Genomic DNA, 20384 nt, shown 5'->3' with positions numbered 1-20384 from the left:
CCCCCGATCAAGGCTGCGCAGCGCGATCTTCGCGGAGAGGGGGGCGTCCACGGATCTCGTCTCGAGGGTCCGGCCGCACGGGCGCTGGGACGCCAGGGGCGTTGCTATGTGGCCGGGCGATCGCCTGAAACGGAGTGGGTCTGCACCTCATGCGGCGGCGATCCCGCGCTCGACCAGCAGGTCCCCGACATAGCGCTAGCTCAGGGCGAACCTGGCATGGAGCCAGACCGCGTGCTGGATCATGACCGGCGGAACGCGATGGCGGGCACAGACGATGCGACGCTTGCCCGGGTGTCTCGCACCTCATCTTGATGCGCGATCCGGTCGATATGTCGAAGCCGCCGCGCGATGCACCGTTGTCGAGCGGATCAGCCAACCTGAATGGCTGCGGACCCCTGCGCCTGGCGGAGCGATCGGGCCGTGTCGTCGTCTTCGAGGCGCGCACGGAGTCTCGGTCAGGCCGTGCAATCCGATTTCGGTTGGGTCGCGGCAATGTTCGACGCTAACATGACGTTGCGGAAGCCTACTGGGGAACGCCTGGGCATCATCGACGCCGCCCCTCGCCGGCGGTCTCGGGCGCGGCCCAGCGAAACCGGACGGCGCGTCGGGCCCGCTCGATCGTCGCCATGGGACAGGGGGCCGACCATGCCTGGAGGAAAGATCAAGCAGAAGCCCGGCGCGGCCGACGCAGGCCTGTCGCCGGGCGAGATCCTGCTGATGCTGTACGCCGCAACCGACTACGACCAGGTCTTCACCAGGACCGGCAAGACCTATGGCGAGCTCGAGCTGAGCGGCGGCGGCTTCGTCGCTCACCTGGAGCTCATCCTGGACGCCACGGGCGCGCCCGAATTCGTGGCCGCCCTCGACCTCGACCTAGATGACGGGGCCCACCTGGCCAGCGGCCTGGCCGAAGAAATGCGCTTCGACGACTTTTTCGACGCGCTTCATAAAGGGCTCGACCACCATCAGGCCGGCGACCTCGACGGCGCGCTCCACCACCTCGCCTCCGTGTTCGGCCGCGAGGCGATCAGGATCATCGGAACCGGCCTCGCGGACCGGATCCTGGGCACGGTCGGGGACAACGTGATCAAGGCCAGAGGCGGCGACGACACCGTCCTGGGCTCGGAAGGGGCCGACAAGATCAACGGCGGCGCCGGCGACAACGGCATCTTCTACGGCTCGGTTGAGGTCGGAACGAAGAAGCTGGGCGTGTTCGGCGACCTGCTAAACAACTTCGCCCGCATCAAGGGCGAGGACCAGATCATCAAGAAGTTCGTCGACCTGGGCGGCACCGACGGGCGCGACACGCTGCTGGGCGACGACCGGGGCAACTTCATCTCGGGGCGCGGCGGCGACGACTCGATCAACGGGCGCGGCGGCGACGACTTCATCTTCGGCGAGGCCGGGGACGACGACCTGAAGGGCTCGGGCGGCGACGACTACGTGGACGGGGGCGAGGGCAACGACAGCGTCGAAGGCGGCACGGGCGGGGACTTCCTGTCCGGCGGCGGCGGCGACGACGCGATCGCCGGGCAGAGCGGCGACGACAAGCTGTTCGGCGGCCTGGGCGACGACACGATCTTCGGCGGCTCAGGCGACGACGCGCTGTTCGGCGGCGCGGACGCTGACGACCTGCGCGGCGGCTCGGGCAAGGACACGCTCGACGGCGGCGACGGCGACGACCTGCTGACCGGGGGCGGCGGCGCGGACGAGTTCGTGCTGGTCACCGGCGGCGGCGTCGACATCATCGCCGACTTCGAAGCCGGCACGGACCGCATCCGCGTCGATCTCCCCTTCGGCGACCTGACATTCGACGACGTGCCGGGCGGGGCCGAGATCCGCACCGCCGGCGGCGACCTGATCGGCACGGTGAAGGGCGTCGACGCAGCCACGCTGAACGACGCCGACAACTTCTTCTGACGCGCGCCCGGCGCCGCTCCGACGCGGGGCGACGCCGACGCGCATCGGGCCCGCCTGCGCCGCGCCGCGGCCGCGCGTCGCGCGAGGGGTCGCAGGCCGGAGGTCGACCTCGCGGGAGAACAGCAGGCGACGCAGCATCGGCCACGTGCCGCCGTTGTGCACCCAGGCCATCCCCGGGCCACCCGATGGGGGCGGACCAGCCGCCTGCAACAACTCCAACATCCAGCGTCACCTGATTGCCCGCCGTACGATGAAGCACCTCCGCACGGACGCCTTCGCGACGTGGCGCGAATTCGTGGCCGCCCAAGGCTCGGCCTCAAGCTGCTCGCGGGCGTCTGCTGATCTGCGCGTCGAAGCCGCTGGGAATGCCGCGCGCCCCGCCGCATTCCCCGTCCCGCGATGACGAGCCCGCGCCGGGCTGCGGCGCCTCGGTCACCGCTGCCGCATCCTTATAGCAGCGCGTCCAGGTCCGTGCCGTAGATCACGCCGGCGCGGGAGAAGGCGAACCAGTCGAGGGTTTCGGGGGCGTGACCGATCTCGGCGTCGGCGCTGCGGTCCTCCTCGACGCGGGCTTCGAACGCGCCGCCGCTCGTCCCCGCGCCGCGGGCCCAGGCGGGATCGGCGCCGGCGTAGCTCGACAGCGAGGCGACGGCGCGGACGCCGGCGGGATAGATGCCGCCGACGGTCGTGGACGAGACCAGGTGGCTGACGCCCGGGGCGCCGCCCGCCTGCCAGCGGAAGTCGTCCGAGCCGCCCTCGCCGGGCGACACCGCGATCCAGCCCAGCGTCTCGACCGCGTGGCCGGAGGCGAGGTTCGCCTCCTCCTCCTGCATCGACATACGGAAGCCGTCGGCGACGACGGCGCGGACGCGGGCGGCGACGAAATCCTGGCCGGCGTCGGTCTGCACCTGCGCCAGCAGCGACGGTCGGGCCTCGAACCCGCGGCTGAAGGCGATGTCCTCGAAACCGCGGGGACTGGTCAGGTTGGTGCGCACCGTGCCCACGTCCACCTGCGCCCCGTTGGGCAGCGCCCACGAGCCGGCCTCGCCGATCACGTATCGCACCGTCTCGGCGACATGCTTGCCGTCCAGGTAGTTCGGCTCCTGCAGGCGCAGGTGGGCCGAGGTCGAGGTCACGTCCGAGACGCGGACGTTCACTTCCTGCCGGCCGTTGGCGGTGGCCACGAAGGCCACGATCACCGGGTTCTCGTAGTCGGCGAGGAAATCTATCACGGCGCCGACGTCGTCGATGACGGTCTCTCCGGTCTCGAGCACCGCGCGCATCGCCACGCCCGAGACGGAGGCCGCCCCGGCCCCCGGCCGGTCGATCGAGACCCAGTCGAGGCGCTGCGCGGCGTGGCCGAGCTCGGCGTCGAGGCTCTGCTCCTCCTGCGCGAAGACGTCGAAGGAGGCGCCGGTCGCGCCCGCGCCCCGGGCCCAGACCGGGTCGAGGCCCTCGACCGAGGAGAAGCCTGCCAGCGTCGAGGCGCCGGCGAACCCCGCCGGCAGGGCGACGGTGGCGACGCCCCTGGCGACGCCGGCCTCCGACCCCGCGGCCCAGGCGACGCCGCCCGCGGCGCCCTTTCCCTGCTCGAACGCGATCCAGCCGATGCGCTCGACGGCATGGGCGAGGTCGCCGGCCTCCTCCTCCTGCATCGCCACCTCGAAGCCGCCGGGGCCGTCGCCCTGCTGGCGGGTCACGACGAAGGAGGGGCCGGCCTCGCCCTGCACCTGGGAGAGGACGGAGGGGCGCTCGGCGAAGCCCGCGACGAAGGCGACGCTCTCGAACCCGTCCGCGGGCAGGACGCCGCCGTCGAGGAAGGACCCGGCCTCGAACAACGTCCCGTCCGGCAGCACCCAGGCGCCGGCCTCGGCGACAAGGTAGCTGACGGTCTCGATCGAATGCTCGCCGTCGAGGTAGTCGGGCTCCTGCAGGCGCAGGGTCAGCTCGTCGCCCGAGACGTCGACCACGCGGACCGCCACCGGCTGCTCGCCGAAGCGGGAGGCGACGAAGGCGATGGCGACGGGGTCCACGTAGCTGCGGGTCAGCGTCAGCGTGGAGGGCGCGTGGGTCAGCGAGACGGTCCCGGCCTCGAACACCGGCGTCGAGGGGCCGGAGGCCGCGAAGGCCCGCGCCTCGACCGCGCCGATGTCGGAGACGGCGCCGACGACCCGCTCGAACCCCTCGCCCCTTCCGTCGAACTCGGTCAGGTCGAGCGGGCGGCGGTCGGCGGCGTCGACGGCGACGCCGTCCGGACGCAGCGCGACGGTCTGCGTCGGACCGCCGTTCCCGGCCAGGTCGCCGTGGATGAAGGGCGAGGTTCCGAAGCCCGCCCGGGTCCAGACCAGCTGGTGCTGGGAGACGTCCCGGAAGGTCTCGACCGGGGTGGCGGCCAGGTCCTCGGCGTCGCCCAGGATCTTCGCGCCGGAGGAATCGGGGCCGAAGATGTTGACCCCGCCGAACGCGGTCGCCGCGGCGCCGGCGATGATCTTCAGGTCGCCGCCGTCGTTGCCGGTGGCGATGCTGTTCGAGATGTCGAGGAACCCGCCCCCCGTGGATCGCGTGTACAGCCCGCCACCGATGCCCCCCGCGGCGTTGGAGGTGAATGTCGAGTCCGTGACCCGCGTCACGCCGCCGCCGTGGGCGTAGAGCCCGCCGCCTTCCCCGCCAGTGCCGTTGCGCGCGAAGGTCGCCTGCGACAGCGTCAGCGCCGCGTCGACGGCGTGCACGCCCCCGCCCTGGTCGGAGGCGAAGTTCCCGAACACCGCGCTGTCGGCGATCGTCAGCGCCCCGCCGTCGATCTTGAGCGCGCCGCCCTCGGCGAAGGTCGGGAGGGTGCGCAGGGCGTAGTTGCCCGAGAGGGTCGACCCCTCGATGCGGTTCCCGTATCCCCCCGTCAGCCACAGCCCCCCGCCGTCGCCGTTCGAGGCCACGTTGCCCGAGAGGGTGGATCCGAAGATCTGGACGTTCCACCCGACGACCCCGCCGCCGGCGACCGTGGCGGAGTTGTCGGCGATCCGGCTGTCGCGGATTTCGCCCGTCCCCATCCAGACGCCGCCGCCCTGCCCCCGCCCGTTGACGTTGCCCGTGACGGCGCTGGAGACGAGCTCTAGCCGCCCCGCCACGAACAGCCCCGCGCCGGAGCGGGAGAAGGTCGGCGCGACGATCTCGTTGTCCACGACCTCGGAATTCACCAGGCGGAGGTCGCCGGAGTTCACGAAGACGCCGGCGCCGTGCCCGTCGACCTCGCCGCCCGTCAGGCGCAGGCCGGTCAGGGTCGCGTCGTCCGCGAAGTGATTCAGCACGCGGGAGCGGTCGTCGGCGTCGATGGTCACGTCGGGCGCGCCGTCGTCGTCGAGATCGCCGTCGATGTCGAGCAGCCCGTCGAAATAGAGCGCGGTCCCATCCAGCGTGATCGTGCCGCCGGCGAGGCCGGGGGCGAAGGTGATCGTGTCCCGCGTGGTCGGGTCGCGGTCGGCGACCATCAACGCCTCGCGCAGCGTGAAGCCGCCGGGGCCGAAGTCGCCGTCGACCACGTCGGCGAGCGAATCCACCACCAGCACGTCCGGCACGTCCTGCGCATCGACGCGAAGCGCCGCGCGCGCCGTGCTCAGCGGATTGGGGCCGGGACCCTGGGCGACGACGTAGATGTCGAAGGGCTGGCCCGCGCCGGCATGGTCGGCGTCTGTGTCGAGGTCGTCGGGGTCGGCGACGGTCAGCCGACCGTTCGCGGCGTTCAGCGCGAAGGCCCGGATCCCGTCGCCGTCGCGATCCGCATTGCCCGAGAGGCGGGCGGGATCGAAGGCGTAGGTCACGCCCTCGTCCGGCGCGCCGCCCAGGCCCGCCGTCGCCTGGAAGTCGAAGACCAGCACGCCGACGGCCGCGGCCTCGGAAACCGGCAGCGGATCCTCGACCGTGCCGGCGTCGGGGTCGTCGACGAAGCTCGGCGCCTGCCGTTCGAACGCGCCGACGTCGATCGAGGCGCCGACCTGCCGCTCGAAGCCGGGCCCGCGCGCGTCGCTGAACAGCTGCAGCTGGCCGTCGCCGTCGAGGTCGGTGGGCGTGCGCGGCGGATGGGCGGCGTCGCCCGCGTCGTCCGCCGCGCCGCCGCCCTTGATCGCGACCGTCGGGACCCGGCCGCCGTTGTCGGCGAGGACGCCGGTCAGGAACTCGTCGCCCGAGGCCGCGACGCCGTCGGGGTCCATGGTCGAAAGTCCCGCGAAGATGCTCGCCAGGCTGGTCTCGACCGTGTAGCCCCCCGCGCCCGGCGGCAGGTAGCTTTGCGACAGGACGTTGGTTCCGACGAACCGCGCCGGCAGCGTCTTGCCCAGCGAGGGGATCGGGTCGGCGTGCAGGTCGTTGCGCGCCCCGTTCGATCCGTTGCCCGCCAGCAGGCTGTTGACCAGGACCAGCGTGTCCGGCGAGGCGGGGGAGATCGGGCGGGCGTTGTCGCGGATGCCGCCGCCGTTGAACTCGCCGAAGTTGCCGACGATCGAGCTGCTGTAGATCCGCGAGACGGCGTTCTCGCCCGCCAGGTAGATGCCGCCGCCCTCGGCGCGGTCGTCCACCCCGCCCGAGCCGGTGTAGACCGAGCCCGCCGCCACGTTGCGGGCCACGGTGGAATTGGCCATCCACAGCCCGTCGCCCGCGCCGTCGGCGCGGTTGAAGATGCCGCCGCCGATGCCGTTGGTGCGGTTGCCTGCGATGGTCGAGCCGACGACGGTCAGCGAGCCGAGGAAGTTCGCGATGCCGCCGCCCGCGTAGCGCGCGAAGTTGTCCGAGATCACGCTTTCGATCACCTCGGCCCCGCCGCGGACGTAGAGGCCGCCGCCCCAGCCGCCATGGGTCTCGTTTCCGGTGATCGTCGCGCGTTCCAGCCTCAGCGTCCCGCCCGCGCTGGTCTGGGCGAGGCCGGCGCCGGACGTCTGCACCGCGCCCGGCGTGCTGGGCGGGCCGAGGCGGCCGCCGGTCAGGGTCAGCGCGCGCACCACGCTGGCGCCGGCGCCCCAGATCTCGATCACCGCGCCGGTGCCGTCGGCGTCGAGGGTCAGGTCGCCCTCGCCGTCGCCGTCCGTGTCGCCGTCGATGTCGAGCGTTCCCATCGCCCGCAGCGTGCCCTGCGTCAGCGTGATGGTCCCCGCGAGGCCGGAGGCGAAGCGGATCGCGTCGTCGTTGGACGTGTCGACGTTGCTCATCGCCACCGCCTCGCGGAGGCTGAGGGCGCCGGCCGAGACGTCGCCGTCCAGCGCGTCGTCCAACGTGTCGACCACGAAGGTCTCGGCCTCGTCGGAGATCGAGACGGTCAGCTGCGCGGTCGCGCTCTTGCCCCCGCCGTCGAGGATCCGGACGTCGAGGACGTAGTCGGCGGCGGCGGTGAAGAAGGCGCCGGAACCCTTCGCCTCGTAGTCGATCTCGTCGGCGTCGCGCACCGTGATCTCGCCGGTGGCGGCGTCGATGGCGAAGGCCGCGACGCCGTCGCCGTCGCGATCCTCGGGCGCGAGCAGCGCATAGGTCAGGCCGGCGTCGGTCGCTCCGCCGTCGCCGTCGTTCGCGTCGACGTCGAAGACCGCGGCGCCGGTCGCCGCGGCCTCGGAGACGGAGGCCGACGCCGCGCCGCCGGCCAGCGCGCCCTCGAAAACCGGGGGGTGGTCCACCAGCTCCAACGCGCCGATGTCCAGCGCGCCGCCGTCGACGCGGGCGAACCCGTCGCCGCGGCCGTCCCAGGGCGAGGTCTCGGCGGTCGAGGCGTCGCCGTCCCGATCCAGCGGATCCGTCGGCGCGGCGGCGAGGTCGGCGGCGTTTTCGGCCGGGCCGCCGCGCCGGATGCGGGCCACGCCGACGCCGCCCTCGACCGTCATCGCGCCGCCCAGGAACTCGTCGCCCGAACCGGGCGCGCCGTCCGGGTCGTGAAGAACCGTCGCCTCGAAGATCTTCGCGAGGTCCGTCTCCACCAGGTCGGGCGCCCCGCGCGAGGTGGCGCGGTCGAGCAGGTTCACCCCGCTCCAGATCGCGCCGGAGGAGACCTGCGCGGCGCCCACGGGCCCGTTGCCGGCGACGATCGAGTTCGCGATGGACAGGGCCGTGCCGGTCCCCGCCTCGACCGCCAGCGAGCTCACGCCCTCGTTGACGTTGCCGGTCACGGTGGCGTTGACCAGCGTCAGCCCCGGCCCGTGGTGGCGCGCCTCCAGCGCCGGGCCGCCGACGTTGCCCGCCACGGTCAGGTTCTGCAGCCGCGCCTGCGCGACGGTGTAGAGGCCCGCGCCGTCGGCCGCGGTGTTGCCGTCGATCGAGCCGCCGTCCGCGATCACCGGTCCGTAGGCTGCGTAGATCCCGCCGCCCTTGCCGGCCGAGTTGCCGGTGATGCGGCTGTCGAGCAGCATCAGCGCCCCGCCCAGCGCGTCGATGCCGCCGCCCCGCAGGATCGCCGTGTTGTTCGCGACGACCGTGTTGCGAAGGGTCAGCGAGCCGTCGCTGAGCCGCAGCCCGCCGCCGCTCGCCGCCGAGCCGTTGGTCAGGATCAACCCGTCGAGGGTCACGTGATCCGAGGCGTCGGCGGCGACCTCGATCACCCGGTCGAGCCCGTCCGCATCCAGGGTCACGTCCGCGACGCCGTCGTCGTCGAGATCGCCGTCGATCTCCACGGCGGCGTCGATGAAGAACTGGCCGGCGATCATCGTCAGCGTGCCCGCGACCGAGAAAACGATGCGGTCGCCGTCGGAGGCGAGGGCGATCGCCTCGCGCAGGGTCGTCGAAGACCCCGCGCCGTCGTCCAGAAGGCTGTCCACGGTGATGATCGCCATGGCCGTCGTTCCCCCTTCCCCTCCGGCGCCGCGCCGTCGGGCCGCGCCGCCCTAGTCGGCCGCCGCCGCCCGCCCCTGCCCGGCCGCTCCGACCTCCGCCGTCTCGGCGTCGCCCTCGGACACGATCCGCCAGGCGCGGGAGCCGGCGAGGTCCTTCCAGAACGACAGGCGGGCGTAGCGCTCGAACAGGTCGGGGGGCAGCACGGTTTCGCGCGGGGCCGGCGCGACCCGGTCGCGGACGCGGTGGAGGCCGCCCATGCCGAGCTGCGCGTCGAAGGCCGGGGCGTCGAAGGCGACGCGCTCGAAGTCATGGTCGAACGGCGGCTCTTCGAGGAAGCGGTAGACCAGGGCCATCACCTCCGCCGGGCGGCGGGTCAGCAGGTCGTAGTCGACGATCATCAGCCGTCCGGCATGTTCGCCGAAGCAGGCCTCCCGCAGGGCGTGCCAGGGGTAGCCGACGACCCGGTCGGCGGCGGTCAGCGCCTCGACCCGCGTGTAGACGGTGGCGCGCTCGGCGGCGGAGGCGAACAGGCGGGTGTGTTCGAACGGGTCGGCGCGGAACCGCCGCTCGAGGCTGTCGAGGATCCAGGCGACGTCGCGGACCATGCAGATCACGCGCGCGTCGGGGAACAGCTCCGCCAGCGCCGGCAGCTTCGCGGTCCAGGAGCGGTTGGTGTCGAAGATCACCGGCTCCGGCGCCTCGGCGTAGTAGGCGTCGAACAGGCTCCGCACCAGCCGCCTGCGCGCATCGCGGTCGACCATGGCGTGCAACTCCGAGCCGGCCGAGACCTGCGCGATCACCGCGTCGGCCAGTCCGGCCACGGGGCTGCTCATGCCGGCACGGAACCGGGGGTTCTGCCCCAGCAGCGCCGCGAGCAGCGTGGAGCCCGACCGCGGCAGCCCCGAGATGAAGCGGTATCGCGTCGTCTCGCCCATGACGACTTTCCTCCTCCCAAGCCCCGAGGAGATTTCCGTTACGGAAGGATAACGCGTCCAGAACGACCCGTCGACCTCGGCGGCATCGCGCCGACGTCGGCGACCGGCGCCGAACGACGCCTTGCAGGCGCGGAGGCGGCGCGCTCTTAACGGGCGTCCGGCGTCAGGGTTCATGAGCGGCGCTCCCGGATCCGCAGAGCGCAGGCGGCGCCGAAGTTGCGCGTCCAGCGGCGCACGGTCTCGCAGGAGACGCCGGTCCCGCGCTCGGCGAGCAGGTCCTCGACTTCCCGGCGGCTCAGGGCGAACCGGAGGTGGAGCGTGACGACGTGCCGAGAGATGACCGACGGAAAGCGATGGCGGGCGCGGGAGATGGAGCGCATGGCCAGGGACCTGTCGCCCCGTGTCTCGGCGCCCCAGAGCGCTCCGGCCCGGGCGCGCAAGGCGGCTCGGGACGCAGGCGCCGACGCGAGCCGAGGAGGAGGAACGCCAGCCAACCGGCGCCCAGCAGCGGCAGGGTCGCCGGCGCTGGAACGACGGTGTCGGGCGGCGGCGGGGGCGGCGGCGTGCCGCCCAGGCCGAGCCCGCTCAGCGCGACGGAGATCAGGCGGCCGTCCACGGTGAACCTGGACGTGTCGTCGAGAGAGCCGCCCCCGGTCGGCCTGAAGTCGTAGAAGATCTGGCAGGACTCGCCCGGCCCGAGGTCCCGTCCGCCGCAATTCTGCGAGGCCCCGAAGTCGGCGGTGAAAGGCGCGCCGCCGGCGAGGCCGGGGTTGCGCGTCGCGCCGCTGACGTTGGTGATCGAGATCGACTGCTGCGGCGAGACCTCGCCGACGTCGATCTCGCCGAAATCCAGCGCGAGGGTCGAGACGAGGAACGCGTCCAGTCCCCGGCCGCCGAGGGCGATCTCGACCGCCATGTCGTCCAGCGAGAACCGGGACACGTCCGTCAGCGGACCGTTCACCGTCGGCCTGAGCGTGAAGAAGAGCTCGCAGGACTCGCCGGGAGCGAGATCGTGCCCGCCGCAGTTCTGCGAGGCCCCGAAGTCGGGCGTGAACGGCGCGCCGCCGGCGAGGCCGGGGTTGCGCGTCTCGTCGCTGACGTTGGTGATGGTGACCTTCTGCTGCGGCGAGGTCTCGCCCTTGCGCACGTCGCCGAAGTTCAGCGCCCGCGCGGAGACGCGCCAGGGCGACCCCGGGTCGAGTTCGTCGGCCCCGAAGCCGCTCAGCTGCACCTCCGCAAGCTCGCCGTCGATCGTGAGCCGGGACACGTCCGTCAGCGCGCCGGACTCCTGCGGCCTGAAATCGTAGAAGATCTGGCACGACGCGCCGCCCGCCAGGTCGCCGCCGCCGCAGTTCTGCGCGGCGCCGAAGTTCGAGGTGAACGGCGCCCCCCCGGCCAGCCCCGGGTTCAGGGCCGTATCGCTCAGGTTCCTGATGTTCATCACCTGCTGGGAAGAGACCTGGCCGACCTGCACCGCGCCGAAGTCGAGCGCGCCGGGGGTGGCGAGGAACGCCCGGATGCCGGCGCCCCTGAGGTCGATCTCCCGCAGCTCGCCGCCAACCGAGAGGCGCGACACGTCGGTCAGCTCGCCGAGGTCCTGCGGCCTGAAATCGTAGAAGATCTGGCAGGACTCGCCCGGCCCGAGGTCCCGCCCGCCGCAGTTCTGCGAGGCCCCGAAGTTCGCCGTGAAGGGCGCGCCCCCGGCAAGCTGCGGGTTCAGGGTCTCGCTCGTCGTGTTGGTGATGTTCACGGTCGCCGTGAAGGAGGTCGCGCCCTTGTGCACGTCCCCGAAATCGAACGAAAGCGGGGTCACGAGGAACGGCAGCGCATGGGCCGGCAGGACCCAGACGGCGCTCGTCAGAACCGGGAGGAGGGACGGCAGGTATCGGCGCATGGTCTGGTTCCCCGTTTCGATGAGCCGGGAACACGCGTTCCGGCCGATAGCCACGAGGCCGCCGGCAACGCCGATCTCCGGATCACGCGAGCAACGCCCCGAGGCGCCAGATCATGGAAGGATCGCCGCAATCTGACGCACGCGTGCACCGGATAAACCGCTGACGACGGACTCGATCGGCAATTAAATTTACCTTACGTCATAACTCTCTCGATAACCAGTCGGATCCGCTCGCCCGCCTTCCTGCGGCCGCGGCTTCGTCACGCCAGCCGGACGGCGCCCCGAGACGCGGCGCAACAATCCCGGGCACGCGCCCCATCGGCGCCGTCACGTTGTCGGGCGATCGCCTGAAACGGCGGCGCATCTGCGGCCCAGGAGGCGGCGGCCTTGCGCCAGGTCGCGAAGGCGCCGGCCCGGAGCCTCTTCATGGTTCGACGGGAGAACAGGTGACGCCGAATGTTCAAGCGGCTGCAGGCGGCGGCGCAGGGCGACAGGAAGCGCGGGCCTGGGCCAGGCGATCCGAACCCGCACCTCTGGCTCTCCCGCTCGCGAGAGGGTCGATGCGAGACCTCGGCCCGGTTGTTCGACCGGCCGCCGGTCGCATGGCGGTCCGCTGGACGGAGGTTGCGCAGGGCCGCGCCGTCGGATCGCAGTCGGTCGGTGACGATCGCTGCCGGCACGAAGCCGTGTCCTTCGAGCGGCTTGCGCATCAGCCTCGGCGCCGCCGCCTCATCCCGTTGAGACTGGACGATCACCTCGCCCCCCGTCGTCGCCGGCGCGTCAGGGATATCGGTTCCGGCGGCGAACTCGAGCGTCCAACGGCGGACGGTCTCGTGGGAGGCATCGATCCCGAGCTCGGCCGCCAGATCCTCGACATCTCGCCAGCTGCGGGCGAACCGAAGGTAGAGCCAGGCCGCGTGCTGGATGACGAGAGGCGGGAAGCGGCGGCGGGCGCCGGACCTGCGGCGCATCCCCGGGCCGGTCGAGCCGCGTCTCGGGCCGCGATCCGGTTCAAGCGTCGAAGCCGCGCATGACCTGCGGCGTCGCGGTCCGCGCCGCGTCCCGTCGCCCCTTCGGCGAGGCGGCGTCTAGTCGAGGCCGCCTCCGTTCATCTTGACGAAAGTCGCGAACGCTCGTCGTCGCAAGGAAAATTGTGATTTATGAACAAGACATGAGTGAATACTTATCGAAACTTGCCAGACTCGGCCTAAACATGCAATAATTGCAAATCGCGCACGCAACCCGTCCCTCGCTTTAAAGGCGGGTTGGGAGGAGGGGACCTCATGGCCGGCGTCGCAACCACCACCATCTCTGGCGACATCACGATCGATGCGCTGCTTCTGGTCGACGAGGACGACGGAACCACCGTCTGGAAATGGGACACGACCTCCCTCAGCTACAGCTTTCCGGACAGCGGACTGCCCTACGTCTTCGACGAATTCTTCGAGATCGGCACGCTCGGCAGCATCACCGCCTACTTCGGCCTGATCGGCCTCGGCGTCCCGCCGCCCATCGCGATCCTCGCCTTCTACGACGAGATCGCGGTGACCGCGGTCGCCCTGAACGACTTCCAGGAGTTCAACGCCGCCCAGAAGGACTCCGCGGAGTTCGCGCTCGCCCAGTACGCCTCGGTCAGCGGGCTCTCGTTCAGCTTCGGCGAGGAAGGCTGGTTCACCCACCAGGACCTGCGCTTCGGCGAGACCGGGACCACCAACGACGGGCGCGCCTACGCGATCCCGCCGCTGGCGAGCGTCGAGAACCTGCTGGGTTCGAGCGTGCTGGGCGACATGTGGTTCCCGCGCTCGGGCTACGACGCGCCCGCGCCGGGGACCTTCGCCGACAGCACCATCATGCACGAGCTCGGCCACGCGCTGGGCCTGAAGCACGCGCAGGAGAGCGGCCTGTTCGGCGGCGACATTCCCGAATGGCTGGAATCCGCGATCACCGACCAGGCCGGGCCGATCATGCCGGCGGAGTTCGACTCGCTCGAATACACGGTGATGACCTACACGGGTTCGCCCGCCGAGGGGCACTATCCACAGACGATCATGATGCTGGACATCGCGGCGATCCAGTATCTCTACGGCGCCAACTTCGACCATAACTCCGGCGACACGGTCTACACCTGGTCCGAGATCGACGGGACCATGTCCATCGACGGGGCCGCGCAGCGGACGCCCTCGATCAACCGCATCTTCCTCACCGTCTGGGACGGCGACGGCAACGACACCTACGACGCCTCCAACTACGCGGGCGGCGTGCAGATCGACCTGCGGCCGGGCGAGTGGTCGACGCTGTCGAGCGCGCAGCTCGCCTCGATCGGCGGCGCGGTCGCGGGCAACGTCGCCAACGCGCGGCTCTACCAGGGGGACCTGCGCTCGCTGATCGAGAACGCGATCGGCGGCGCGGGGAACGACGTGCTCTTGGGCAACGTGGCCGACAACCTGCTGGTCGGCGGCGACGGCGACGACGACCTCAACGGCGAGGAGGGCGACGACACGCTCGACGGCGGCGCGGGGAACGACACGCTCCAGGGCCGGGCCGGCGAGGACAGCCTGATCGGCGGGACCGGCGACGACGAGATCTACGGCGGCGACGACGACGACGTGATCGAGGGCGGCGCGGGCGCCGACCTGATCGAAGGCGGCGGCGGCGACGACATCGCCTACGGCGGCGACGACGGCGACACGATCTACGGCGGAGACGGGCTGGACATCGTCTTCGGCGGCGACGGCGACGACGCGCTGTTCGGCAATCTCGACGCCGACTCCCTCTACGGCGGCCTCGGCGACGACGTGGTCTCCGGCGGCGGCGACGACGACGAGATCGTGGGCGGCGACGGCGACGACGACCTCTACGGCGGCGACGGCGCGGACCTGCTGCTCGGCGGCCAGGGCGCGGACGAGATCGAGGGCGGCGACGGGGCCGACGAGGCCTACGGCGGCGCGGACTTCGACATCGTCTCCGGCGGCGCGGGCGACGACCTGATCCATGGCGACGGCGCGGGCGACTACCTCTACGGCGGCGGCGACGACGACACGGTCTACGGCGGCGACGGCGACGACCTGCTGACCGGCAACGACGGCGAGGACGAGCTCCACGGCGACGCGGACGACGACGCGATCGAGGCCGGCGCGGGCGACGACACGGCCTACGGCGGAACCGGCGCGGACCGGATCTACGGCATGGGCGGCTCGGACTCGCTGTTCGGCGGCGACGGCGACGACGAGATCTACGGCGAAGGCCCGGGCGAAGGCGGGACCGGAAACGACGTCATCGACGCCGGCGACGGCGACGACTACGTCGAGGGCAACGGCGGCGACGACGTGATCGCGCTGGGCCTGGGCGACGACGAGGCGCTGGGCGGCGTCGGCGACGACACGATCTCCGGCGGCGGCGGAAACGAGTCGATCTCCGGCGACGCCGGAAACGACGTGATCGTCACGCTGGGCGGGAGCGACGTGATCTTCGGCGGCGACGGCGCCGACGTCATCGACGCGGGCCACGGCGCCAACACCGCCGACGGCGGCGCCGGCGACGACGACATCACGACCGGCGACGGCGACGACCTGGTCTGGGGCCGCGGCGGGGACGACCAGATCTCCGCCGGCGGCGGGACCAACACCGTCTACGGCGGCGACGGAAACGACGCCATCGAGACCGGCGACGGCGTCGACACGATCGAGGGCGGCGCCGGGGCGGACTCGATCGCCGCGGGCGGCGGGAACGACGCGGTCTCGGGCGGCGACGACGACGACCTCGTCTACGGCGGCGCCGGCATGGACAGCCTGTGGGGCGACGCCGGCGACGACGAGATCCACGGCGGCGACGACGACGACACGATCTGGGGCGGCGTGGGCAACGACCGCCTGTTCGGCGAGGGCGGCGTCGACCTGGTGATGGGCGAGGCGGGGGACGACACCCTCTCCGGCGGGCCGGGCGCCGACACGCTCGACGGCGGCGAGGGCTGGGACCGCGCCTCGTTCGAGGATGCGACGGGCCCGGTGGTCATCAACCAGCAGGACCCGTCCCAGAACACCGGCGACGCGGCGAACGACACCTGGATCTCGATCGAGGAGTTCGGCCTGTCGGAGTTCGACGACCTCTACATCGGCTTCGACCTCGAGGACCCGATCGACGTGGTCTACGGCGCGGGCGGGAACGACTCGATCTTCGGCTTCGCCGGCGACGACCGGCTCTACGGCGAGGCCGGGCACGACTTCCTGGTCGGCGGCGAGGGCGCGGACGTGATCGACGGCGGCGACGGCTTCGACCGGACCTCGGTGCACGAGTCGATCACCGGCATCGTCATCGACCTGACCGACCAGTCCCGCAACTCCGGCATCGCCGAGGGCGACGTCTACACCGACGTCGAGCACTTCCAGATGACCGAGGCCAACGACGAGTTCCGCGGCCTGGAGGCCGACGAGCTGATCGAGACCTACGACGGGCTCGACACGGTCTACGGCGGCGGGGGGGACGACATGGTCTTCGCCGGCGCCCAGAACGACCTGGTCTACGGCGGCGACGGCGACGACATGCTGGCCGGCCAGGAGGGGCTGGACACGATCTACGGCGGCGACGGCGACGACCTGGTCGGCGGCGGCGAAGGCCATGACGCGCTCTTCGGCGGAGGGGGCGCGGACCTGCTGCTGGGCGGGCTCGGGGACGACCTGCTGTCGGGGGACCTGGGCGACGACGCCCTGGTCGGCGGCGCCGGGCGGGACGACTACCGCTTCGCCGTCTCGGGCTGGGGCGCGGACACGATCCTCGACTTCGAGGACGGGCTCGACACGCTCCAGTTCACCGGGATCGCGGGCCCGCTGGGACGCAAGGCGATCGAGGCCAGCTTCGACTGGTACGATCTGGGCGGCGACACGGTCGTCGAGCTGGTCGCCGACCCGACCCAGACGGTGACGCTTCAGAACTTCGACGTGGCGGACCTCAGCTTCCAGGACTTCCTGCTCTTCGCCTGACCGGCGGGGGCGGGAGGCCGGGCCGACGCCCCGCCCAGGCCTTGAAAGGGCGCCGCCTCGCGGCGCCCTTTCGGTTCGCGCGGCGGCCGTCCGGCGGCGGGTCCGCGGTCGGCCCCGGCTCCGCGGCGGTGCTTCGTCAGTCGCCCAGCTCGCGTGCGAGCGCCTCGGGGGTCAGCACGAAGCGGAGCAGCGCCTCGCCGACCTGGCGCTTCAGGCGGTCCTGGCCGTCGGGGGTGAACAGGGCGTCGCCGAAGATGCGCGAGAAGGTGGCGCGGTTGGCGACGTTGAAGTAGCTCAGCGCCGAGATCTGCCAGTGCAGCTCCAGCGGCGTCAGGCCGGGGCGGAACAGGCCGGCGGCGAGGCCGCGCTCGTAGATGTCCGCCAGCAGCCGGATGACCGAGAGGTTGGGGCCCGCCATCTCGTCCGCGTCGGGCATGTGCGCGCCCTCGTGCACGTTCTCGATCATCACCAGGCGGATGAAGTCGCGGCGGGCGGCGTGATTCTCGAAGGTGAACTCGGCCAGCCGGCGCAGCGCCTCGACGGGGGGCACGCCGCGCAGGTCCAGCGCCTCCTCGGCCTCGCGGGTCCGGCGGTAGGCTTCGGCGAGGACGGCGCGCCAGAGCCCCTCCTTGTCGCCGAAGTAGTAGTAGATCATCCGCTTGGAGTAGGAGGTGCTGGCCGCGATCTCCTCGACCCGGGCGCCGGAATAGCCCTTGCGCGCGAACAGCGCCCGCGCGGCGTCCAGGATGTCGGCCTGCACGGTCGCGGGGTCCTGCTTCCAGCGGCGGCGCGCGCCCTCCGGCTCCGCCCCGGCCTCCGCCTCGCTCTCGTCCAGCTTTGTCATCGCGCCTCCTCCGCCGGCCAGTCTAGCGGCCGGCGCGCGTCGGCGCCCGGCTTCTCGTCGTCGCGCCATTTTAACCGGAGCGAACATTGTTGACATATTTAACCGCCACGGACATTGTCGACGCAAGCCGGAGGGAGACCGGCGCAGGGAGGATCTCGGATTGGCGGACCAGACGGCCCCCGGCGCGCAGGCGAGCGCCCCCGACGCGCGACGGCGCGTTCTGGTCGGGCTGATCGGCCAGGGCATCGGCCCGTCGCGCACGCCGCGCATGCACATGGCCGAGGGGCGCGCCCAGGGGATCGACCTCGACTACCGCCTGATCGACCTCGCCGGACGGGACGAGCCGCTCGGCGCGCTGCTCGACCGGCTGGAGGGCGAGGGCTACGACGGCCTCAACGTCACCTATCCCTGCAAGCGCGCGGTGATGACCCATCTGCACGCCCTGTCGGCGAACGCCGAGGCGGTGGGCGCGGTCAACACCGTCGTGTTCCGCGACGGGCGCCGGTTCGGGCACAACACCGACCACTTCGGCTTCGCCGAGAGCTTCCGCCGCGGCCTGCCCGACGTCGCCCGCGACGCGGTGCTGCTGCTCGGCGCCGGGGGCGCGGGCGGGGCCGTGGCCCATGCGCTCGCCGACGCGGGCGTGGGGCGGCTGATGATCCTGGACGTAGACGCGGCGCTCGCCCGCGACCTCGCCGCCGCGGTCGTCGCGCGCCACGGCCCGGGCCGGGCGGAGGCGGCGAGCGATCCCGCCTGCGCCGCGCAGGCCGACGGCATCGTCAACGCGACCCCCGTGGGCATGGCCAAGCTGCCGGGCCTGCCGCTTCCCGAGGCGGCGATCGAGCCCCGCCACTGGGTCGCCGACGTGGTCTACTTCCCGCTGGAGACAGCGCTGCTGCGCGCCGCGCGGGCGAAGGGCTGCCGCGTTCTGCCGGGGTCGGGCATGGCGATCTTCCAGGCGGCGCGCGCCTTCCGCCTGTTCACCGGGCGCGAGGCCGACCCCGACCGGATGCGGGCGACGTTCGAGAGCTTCGACGCCGCGCCGAACGCCGCGCCGAACGCAGCGTCGCAGGGGGCGGCATGACGCGAGCGCCGCTCAGGACCTCGATCGCCACGGTCTGCCTCGCCGGCGACCTGCGCGAGAAGCTGGCCGCGATCTCGGCCGCCGGTTTCGACGGCATCGAGATCTTCGAGCAGGACTTCATCGCCTTCGAGAAGGGCGCCGGGGAGGTGGCCCGCATGGCCGCCGACCACGGGCTGGAGATCACCCTCTTCCAGCCCTTCCGCGACTTCGAGGGCCTGCCCGAGCCGCTGCGCGCCCGCGCCTTCGACCGGGCCGAGCGCAAGTTCGACCTGATGGAGCGGATGGGCTGCGACCTGGTGCTGGTCTGCTCCTCGGTCCATCCCGAGGCGCTGGGCGGCGTCGACCGCATGGCCGACGACTTCGCCGAGCTGGGCGAGCGCGCCGCCGCCCGCGGCCTGCGCGTGGGGTTCGAGGCGCTGGCATGGGGCCGGCACGTCAACGACCACCGCGACGCGTGGGAGGTGGTGCGCCGGGCCGACCACCCCGCGGTCGGGCTGATCGTGGACAGCTTCCACACGCTGGGCCGCGGCATCGACCCCGACACGATCCGGCGGATCCCGGGCGACCGGATCTTCTTCGTGCAGCTCGCCGACGCGCCGAAGATCGACATGGACCTGCTCTACTGGTCGCGCCACTTCCGCTGCATGCCGGGAGAGGGCGACCTGGACGTGACCGGCTTCATGCGCGCGGTCGCGGCGACGGGCTACGCGGGGCCGCTCAGCCTCGAGGTCTTCAACGACCAGTTCCGGGGCGGCAGCCCGCGGACCATCGCGGTGGACGGGCGCCGCTCGCTCCTGCACCTGATGGACGCGGTGGCGCGCCAGGAGCCGGAGATCGCCATCGCCCCGCCGCCGATGCCGCCGCGCATCCACGCCCAGGGCGTGAGCTTCGTGGAATTCGCCGCCGACGAGCGCGAGGCCGCGGGCCTCGGCGCGCTGCTGCGCGTGATGGGCTTCCGGCGCGAGGGGCGCCACGTCTCGAAGGCCGTGGACCTGTGGCGGCAGGGCGAGGCGCGGATCGTGGTCAACACCGACCGGGAGGGCTTCGCGGCCTCGGCCCACATCGCGCACGGGCTGAACGTGTGCGACCTCGGGCTCGCGGTCGACGACGCGCAGGCGACGGTGGCGCGGGCGCAGGCGCTGGGGGCCGCGACCTTCGCGCAGGCGGTGGGACCGGGGGAGCTCGACATCCCCGCCATCCGCGGCGTCGGCGGGGGCATCCTGCACTTCATCGACGGGCGCAGCGGGCTCGCCCGGGTCTGGGAGACGGAGTTCCGCCCCGTCGCGGACGACGCCCCCTCCGAACCCGCGGGGCTGACGGGCGTGGATCACGTCGCCCAGACGATGAACTACGAGGAGATGCTGACCTGGTCGCTGTTCTACCTCTCGCTGTTCGAGGTGGAGAAGCAGCCGATGGTCGACGTCGTGGACCCCGGCGGGCTGGTGCGCAGCCAGGCGATCGAGGCCGCCGACGGGCGCCTGCGCCTGACGCTGAACGGGGCCGAGACCCACCGCACCTTCGCCGGGCGCTTCATCGCCGACAGTTTCGGAAGCTCGGTTCAGCACGTGGCCTTCGCCTCGTCCGACCTGCTGGCCACGGCCGAGGCGCTGGCGCGCAACGGCTTCTCGGCGCTGCCGATGCCCGACAACTACTACGAGGACCTGGCCGCGCGCTTCGCGCTGGACGACGCCTACGTGGCGCGGCTGCGGGCCGCCGACATCCTCTTCGACCAGGACGCCGGCGGGCGCTTCCTGCAGCTCTACTCGCGTCCTTTCGGGGACGGGATCTTCTTCGAGATCGTGGAGCGGCAGGGCGCCTACGCCGGCTACGGCGGACCGAACGCCCCCTTCCGGGTGGCGGCGCAGGCCCGCCTGATGGGGCCGCCCGGGCTGCCCCGAGACGCACGGCCGCGACTGGACGGCTGAACGGG

8 protein-coding genes and 1 pseudogene are annotated in these 20384 nt (G+C 72.3%); 4 read left to right on the top strand and 5 right to left on the bottom strand.

Annotated features, from left to right (window positions below):
* The first annotated feature begins 645 nt into the window (after positions 1-645).
* Positions 646-1920, top strand: coding sequence for a calcium-binding protein (locus P2H44_RS22590; RefSeq protein WP_275767297.1), 1275 nt, complete (start codon positions 646-648; stop codon positions 1918-1920).
* 449 nt (positions 1921-2369) lie between these two features.
* On the opposite strand, the gene P2H44_RS22585 is transcribed toward P2H44_RS22590, so the two are convergent.
* From P2H44_RS22585 to P2H44_RS22565, 4 genes and pseudogenes are all read right to left on the bottom strand, one after another.
* Complete coding sequence (locus P2H44_RS22585) at positions 2370-8720, bottom strand: choice-of-anchor Q domain-containing protein (RefSeq protein WP_275767296.1); 6351 nt, start codon at positions 8718-8720, stop codon at positions 2370-2372.
* Between the two features lie 51 nt (positions 8721-8771).
* A complete protein-coding gene (locus P2H44_RS22580) occupies positions 8772-9656 on the bottom strand; it encodes a sulfotransferase family protein (RefSeq protein WP_275767294.1) in 885 nt (294 codons plus the stop codon).
* 295 nt (positions 9657-9951) lie between these two features.
* The gene (locus tag P2H44_RS22570; protein ID WP_275767293.1) at positions 9952-11604 is read right to left on the bottom strand and encodes a choice-of-anchor D domain-containing protein; all 1653 of its coding nucleotides are present in this window, start codon (positions 11602-11604) and stop codon (positions 9952-9954) included.
* Positions 11605-11930: 326 nt separating this feature from the next.
* Positions 11931-12521, bottom strand: a pseudogene (locus P2H44_RS22565) (DDE-type integrase/transposase/recombinase); the annotation flags it as partial.
* A 312-nt stretch (positions 12522-12833) separates the two neighbouring features.
* On the opposite strand from P2H44_RS22565, the gene P2H44_RS22560 reads away from it, so the two are divergent.
* Positions 12834-16526, top strand: coding sequence for a M10 family metallopeptidase (locus P2H44_RS22560; RefSeq protein ID WP_275767292.1), 3693 nt, complete (start codon positions 12834-12836; stop codon positions 16524-16526).
* A gap of 136 nt (positions 16527-16662) precedes the next feature.
* Here P2H44_RS22560 and P2H44_RS22555 read toward each other — a convergent pair whose 3' ends face one another.
* Complete coding sequence (locus P2H44_RS22555; RefSeq protein ID WP_275767291.1) at positions 16663-17370, bottom strand: TetR/AcrR family transcriptional regulator; 708 nt, start codon at positions 17368-17370, stop codon at positions 16663-16665.
* 160 nt (positions 17371-17530) lie between these two features.
* On the opposite strand from P2H44_RS22555, the gene P2H44_RS22550 reads away from it, so the two are divergent.
* Together P2H44_RS22550 and P2H44_RS22545 are read left to right on the top strand one after the other, a co-directional pair.
* Entirely contained in the window at positions 17531-18454 is a 924-nt protein-coding gene (locus P2H44_RS22550) for a shikimate dehydrogenase (protein WP_275767290.1), read from the top strand.
* On the top strand, positions 18451-20379 hold the full coding sequence (locus P2H44_RS22545; RefSeq protein ID WP_275767289.1) for a bifunctional sugar phosphate isomerase/epimerase/4-hydroxyphenylpyruvate dioxygenase family protein: 1929 nt from the start codon (positions 18451-18453) through the stop codon (positions 20377-20379). Before P2H44_RS22550 ends, P2H44_RS22545 begins: the two co-directional genes overlap by 4 nt.
* Positions 20380-20384 lie beyond the last annotated feature (5 nt).

Source organism: Albimonas marina (genome assembly GCF_029223255.1).
GTDB lineage: Bacteria > Pseudomonadota > Alphaproteobacteria > Rhodobacterales > Rhodobacteraceae > Albimonas.
This window is presented reverse-complemented; position numbering and strand designations above follow the sequence as displayed.

Coding starts and splice junctions, on each gene's coding strand:
- P2H44_RS22590 (WP_275767297.1), top strand. CDS start 646: ATGCCTGGAGGAAAGATCAAGCAGAAGCCCGGCGCGGCCGACGCAGGC.
- P2H44_RS22545 (WP_275767289.1), top strand. CDS start 18,451: ATGACGCGAGCGCCGCTCAGGACCTCGATCGCCACGGTCTGCCTCGCC.
- P2H44_RS22555 (WP_275767291.1), bottom strand. CDS start 17,370: ATGACAAAGCTGGACGAGAGCGAGGCGGAGGCCGGGGCGGAGCCGGAG.
- P2H44_RS22580 (WP_275767294.1), bottom strand. CDS start 9,656: ATGGGCGAGACGACGCGATACCGCTTCATCTCGGGGCTGCCGCGGTCG.
- P2H44_RS22560 (WP_275767292.1), top strand. CDS start 12,834: ATGGCCGGCGTCGCAACCACCACCATCTCTGGCGACATCACGATCGAT.
- P2H44_RS22585 (WP_275767296.1), bottom strand. CDS start 8,720: ATGGCGATCATCACCGTGGACAGCCTTCTGGACGACGGCGCGGGGTCT.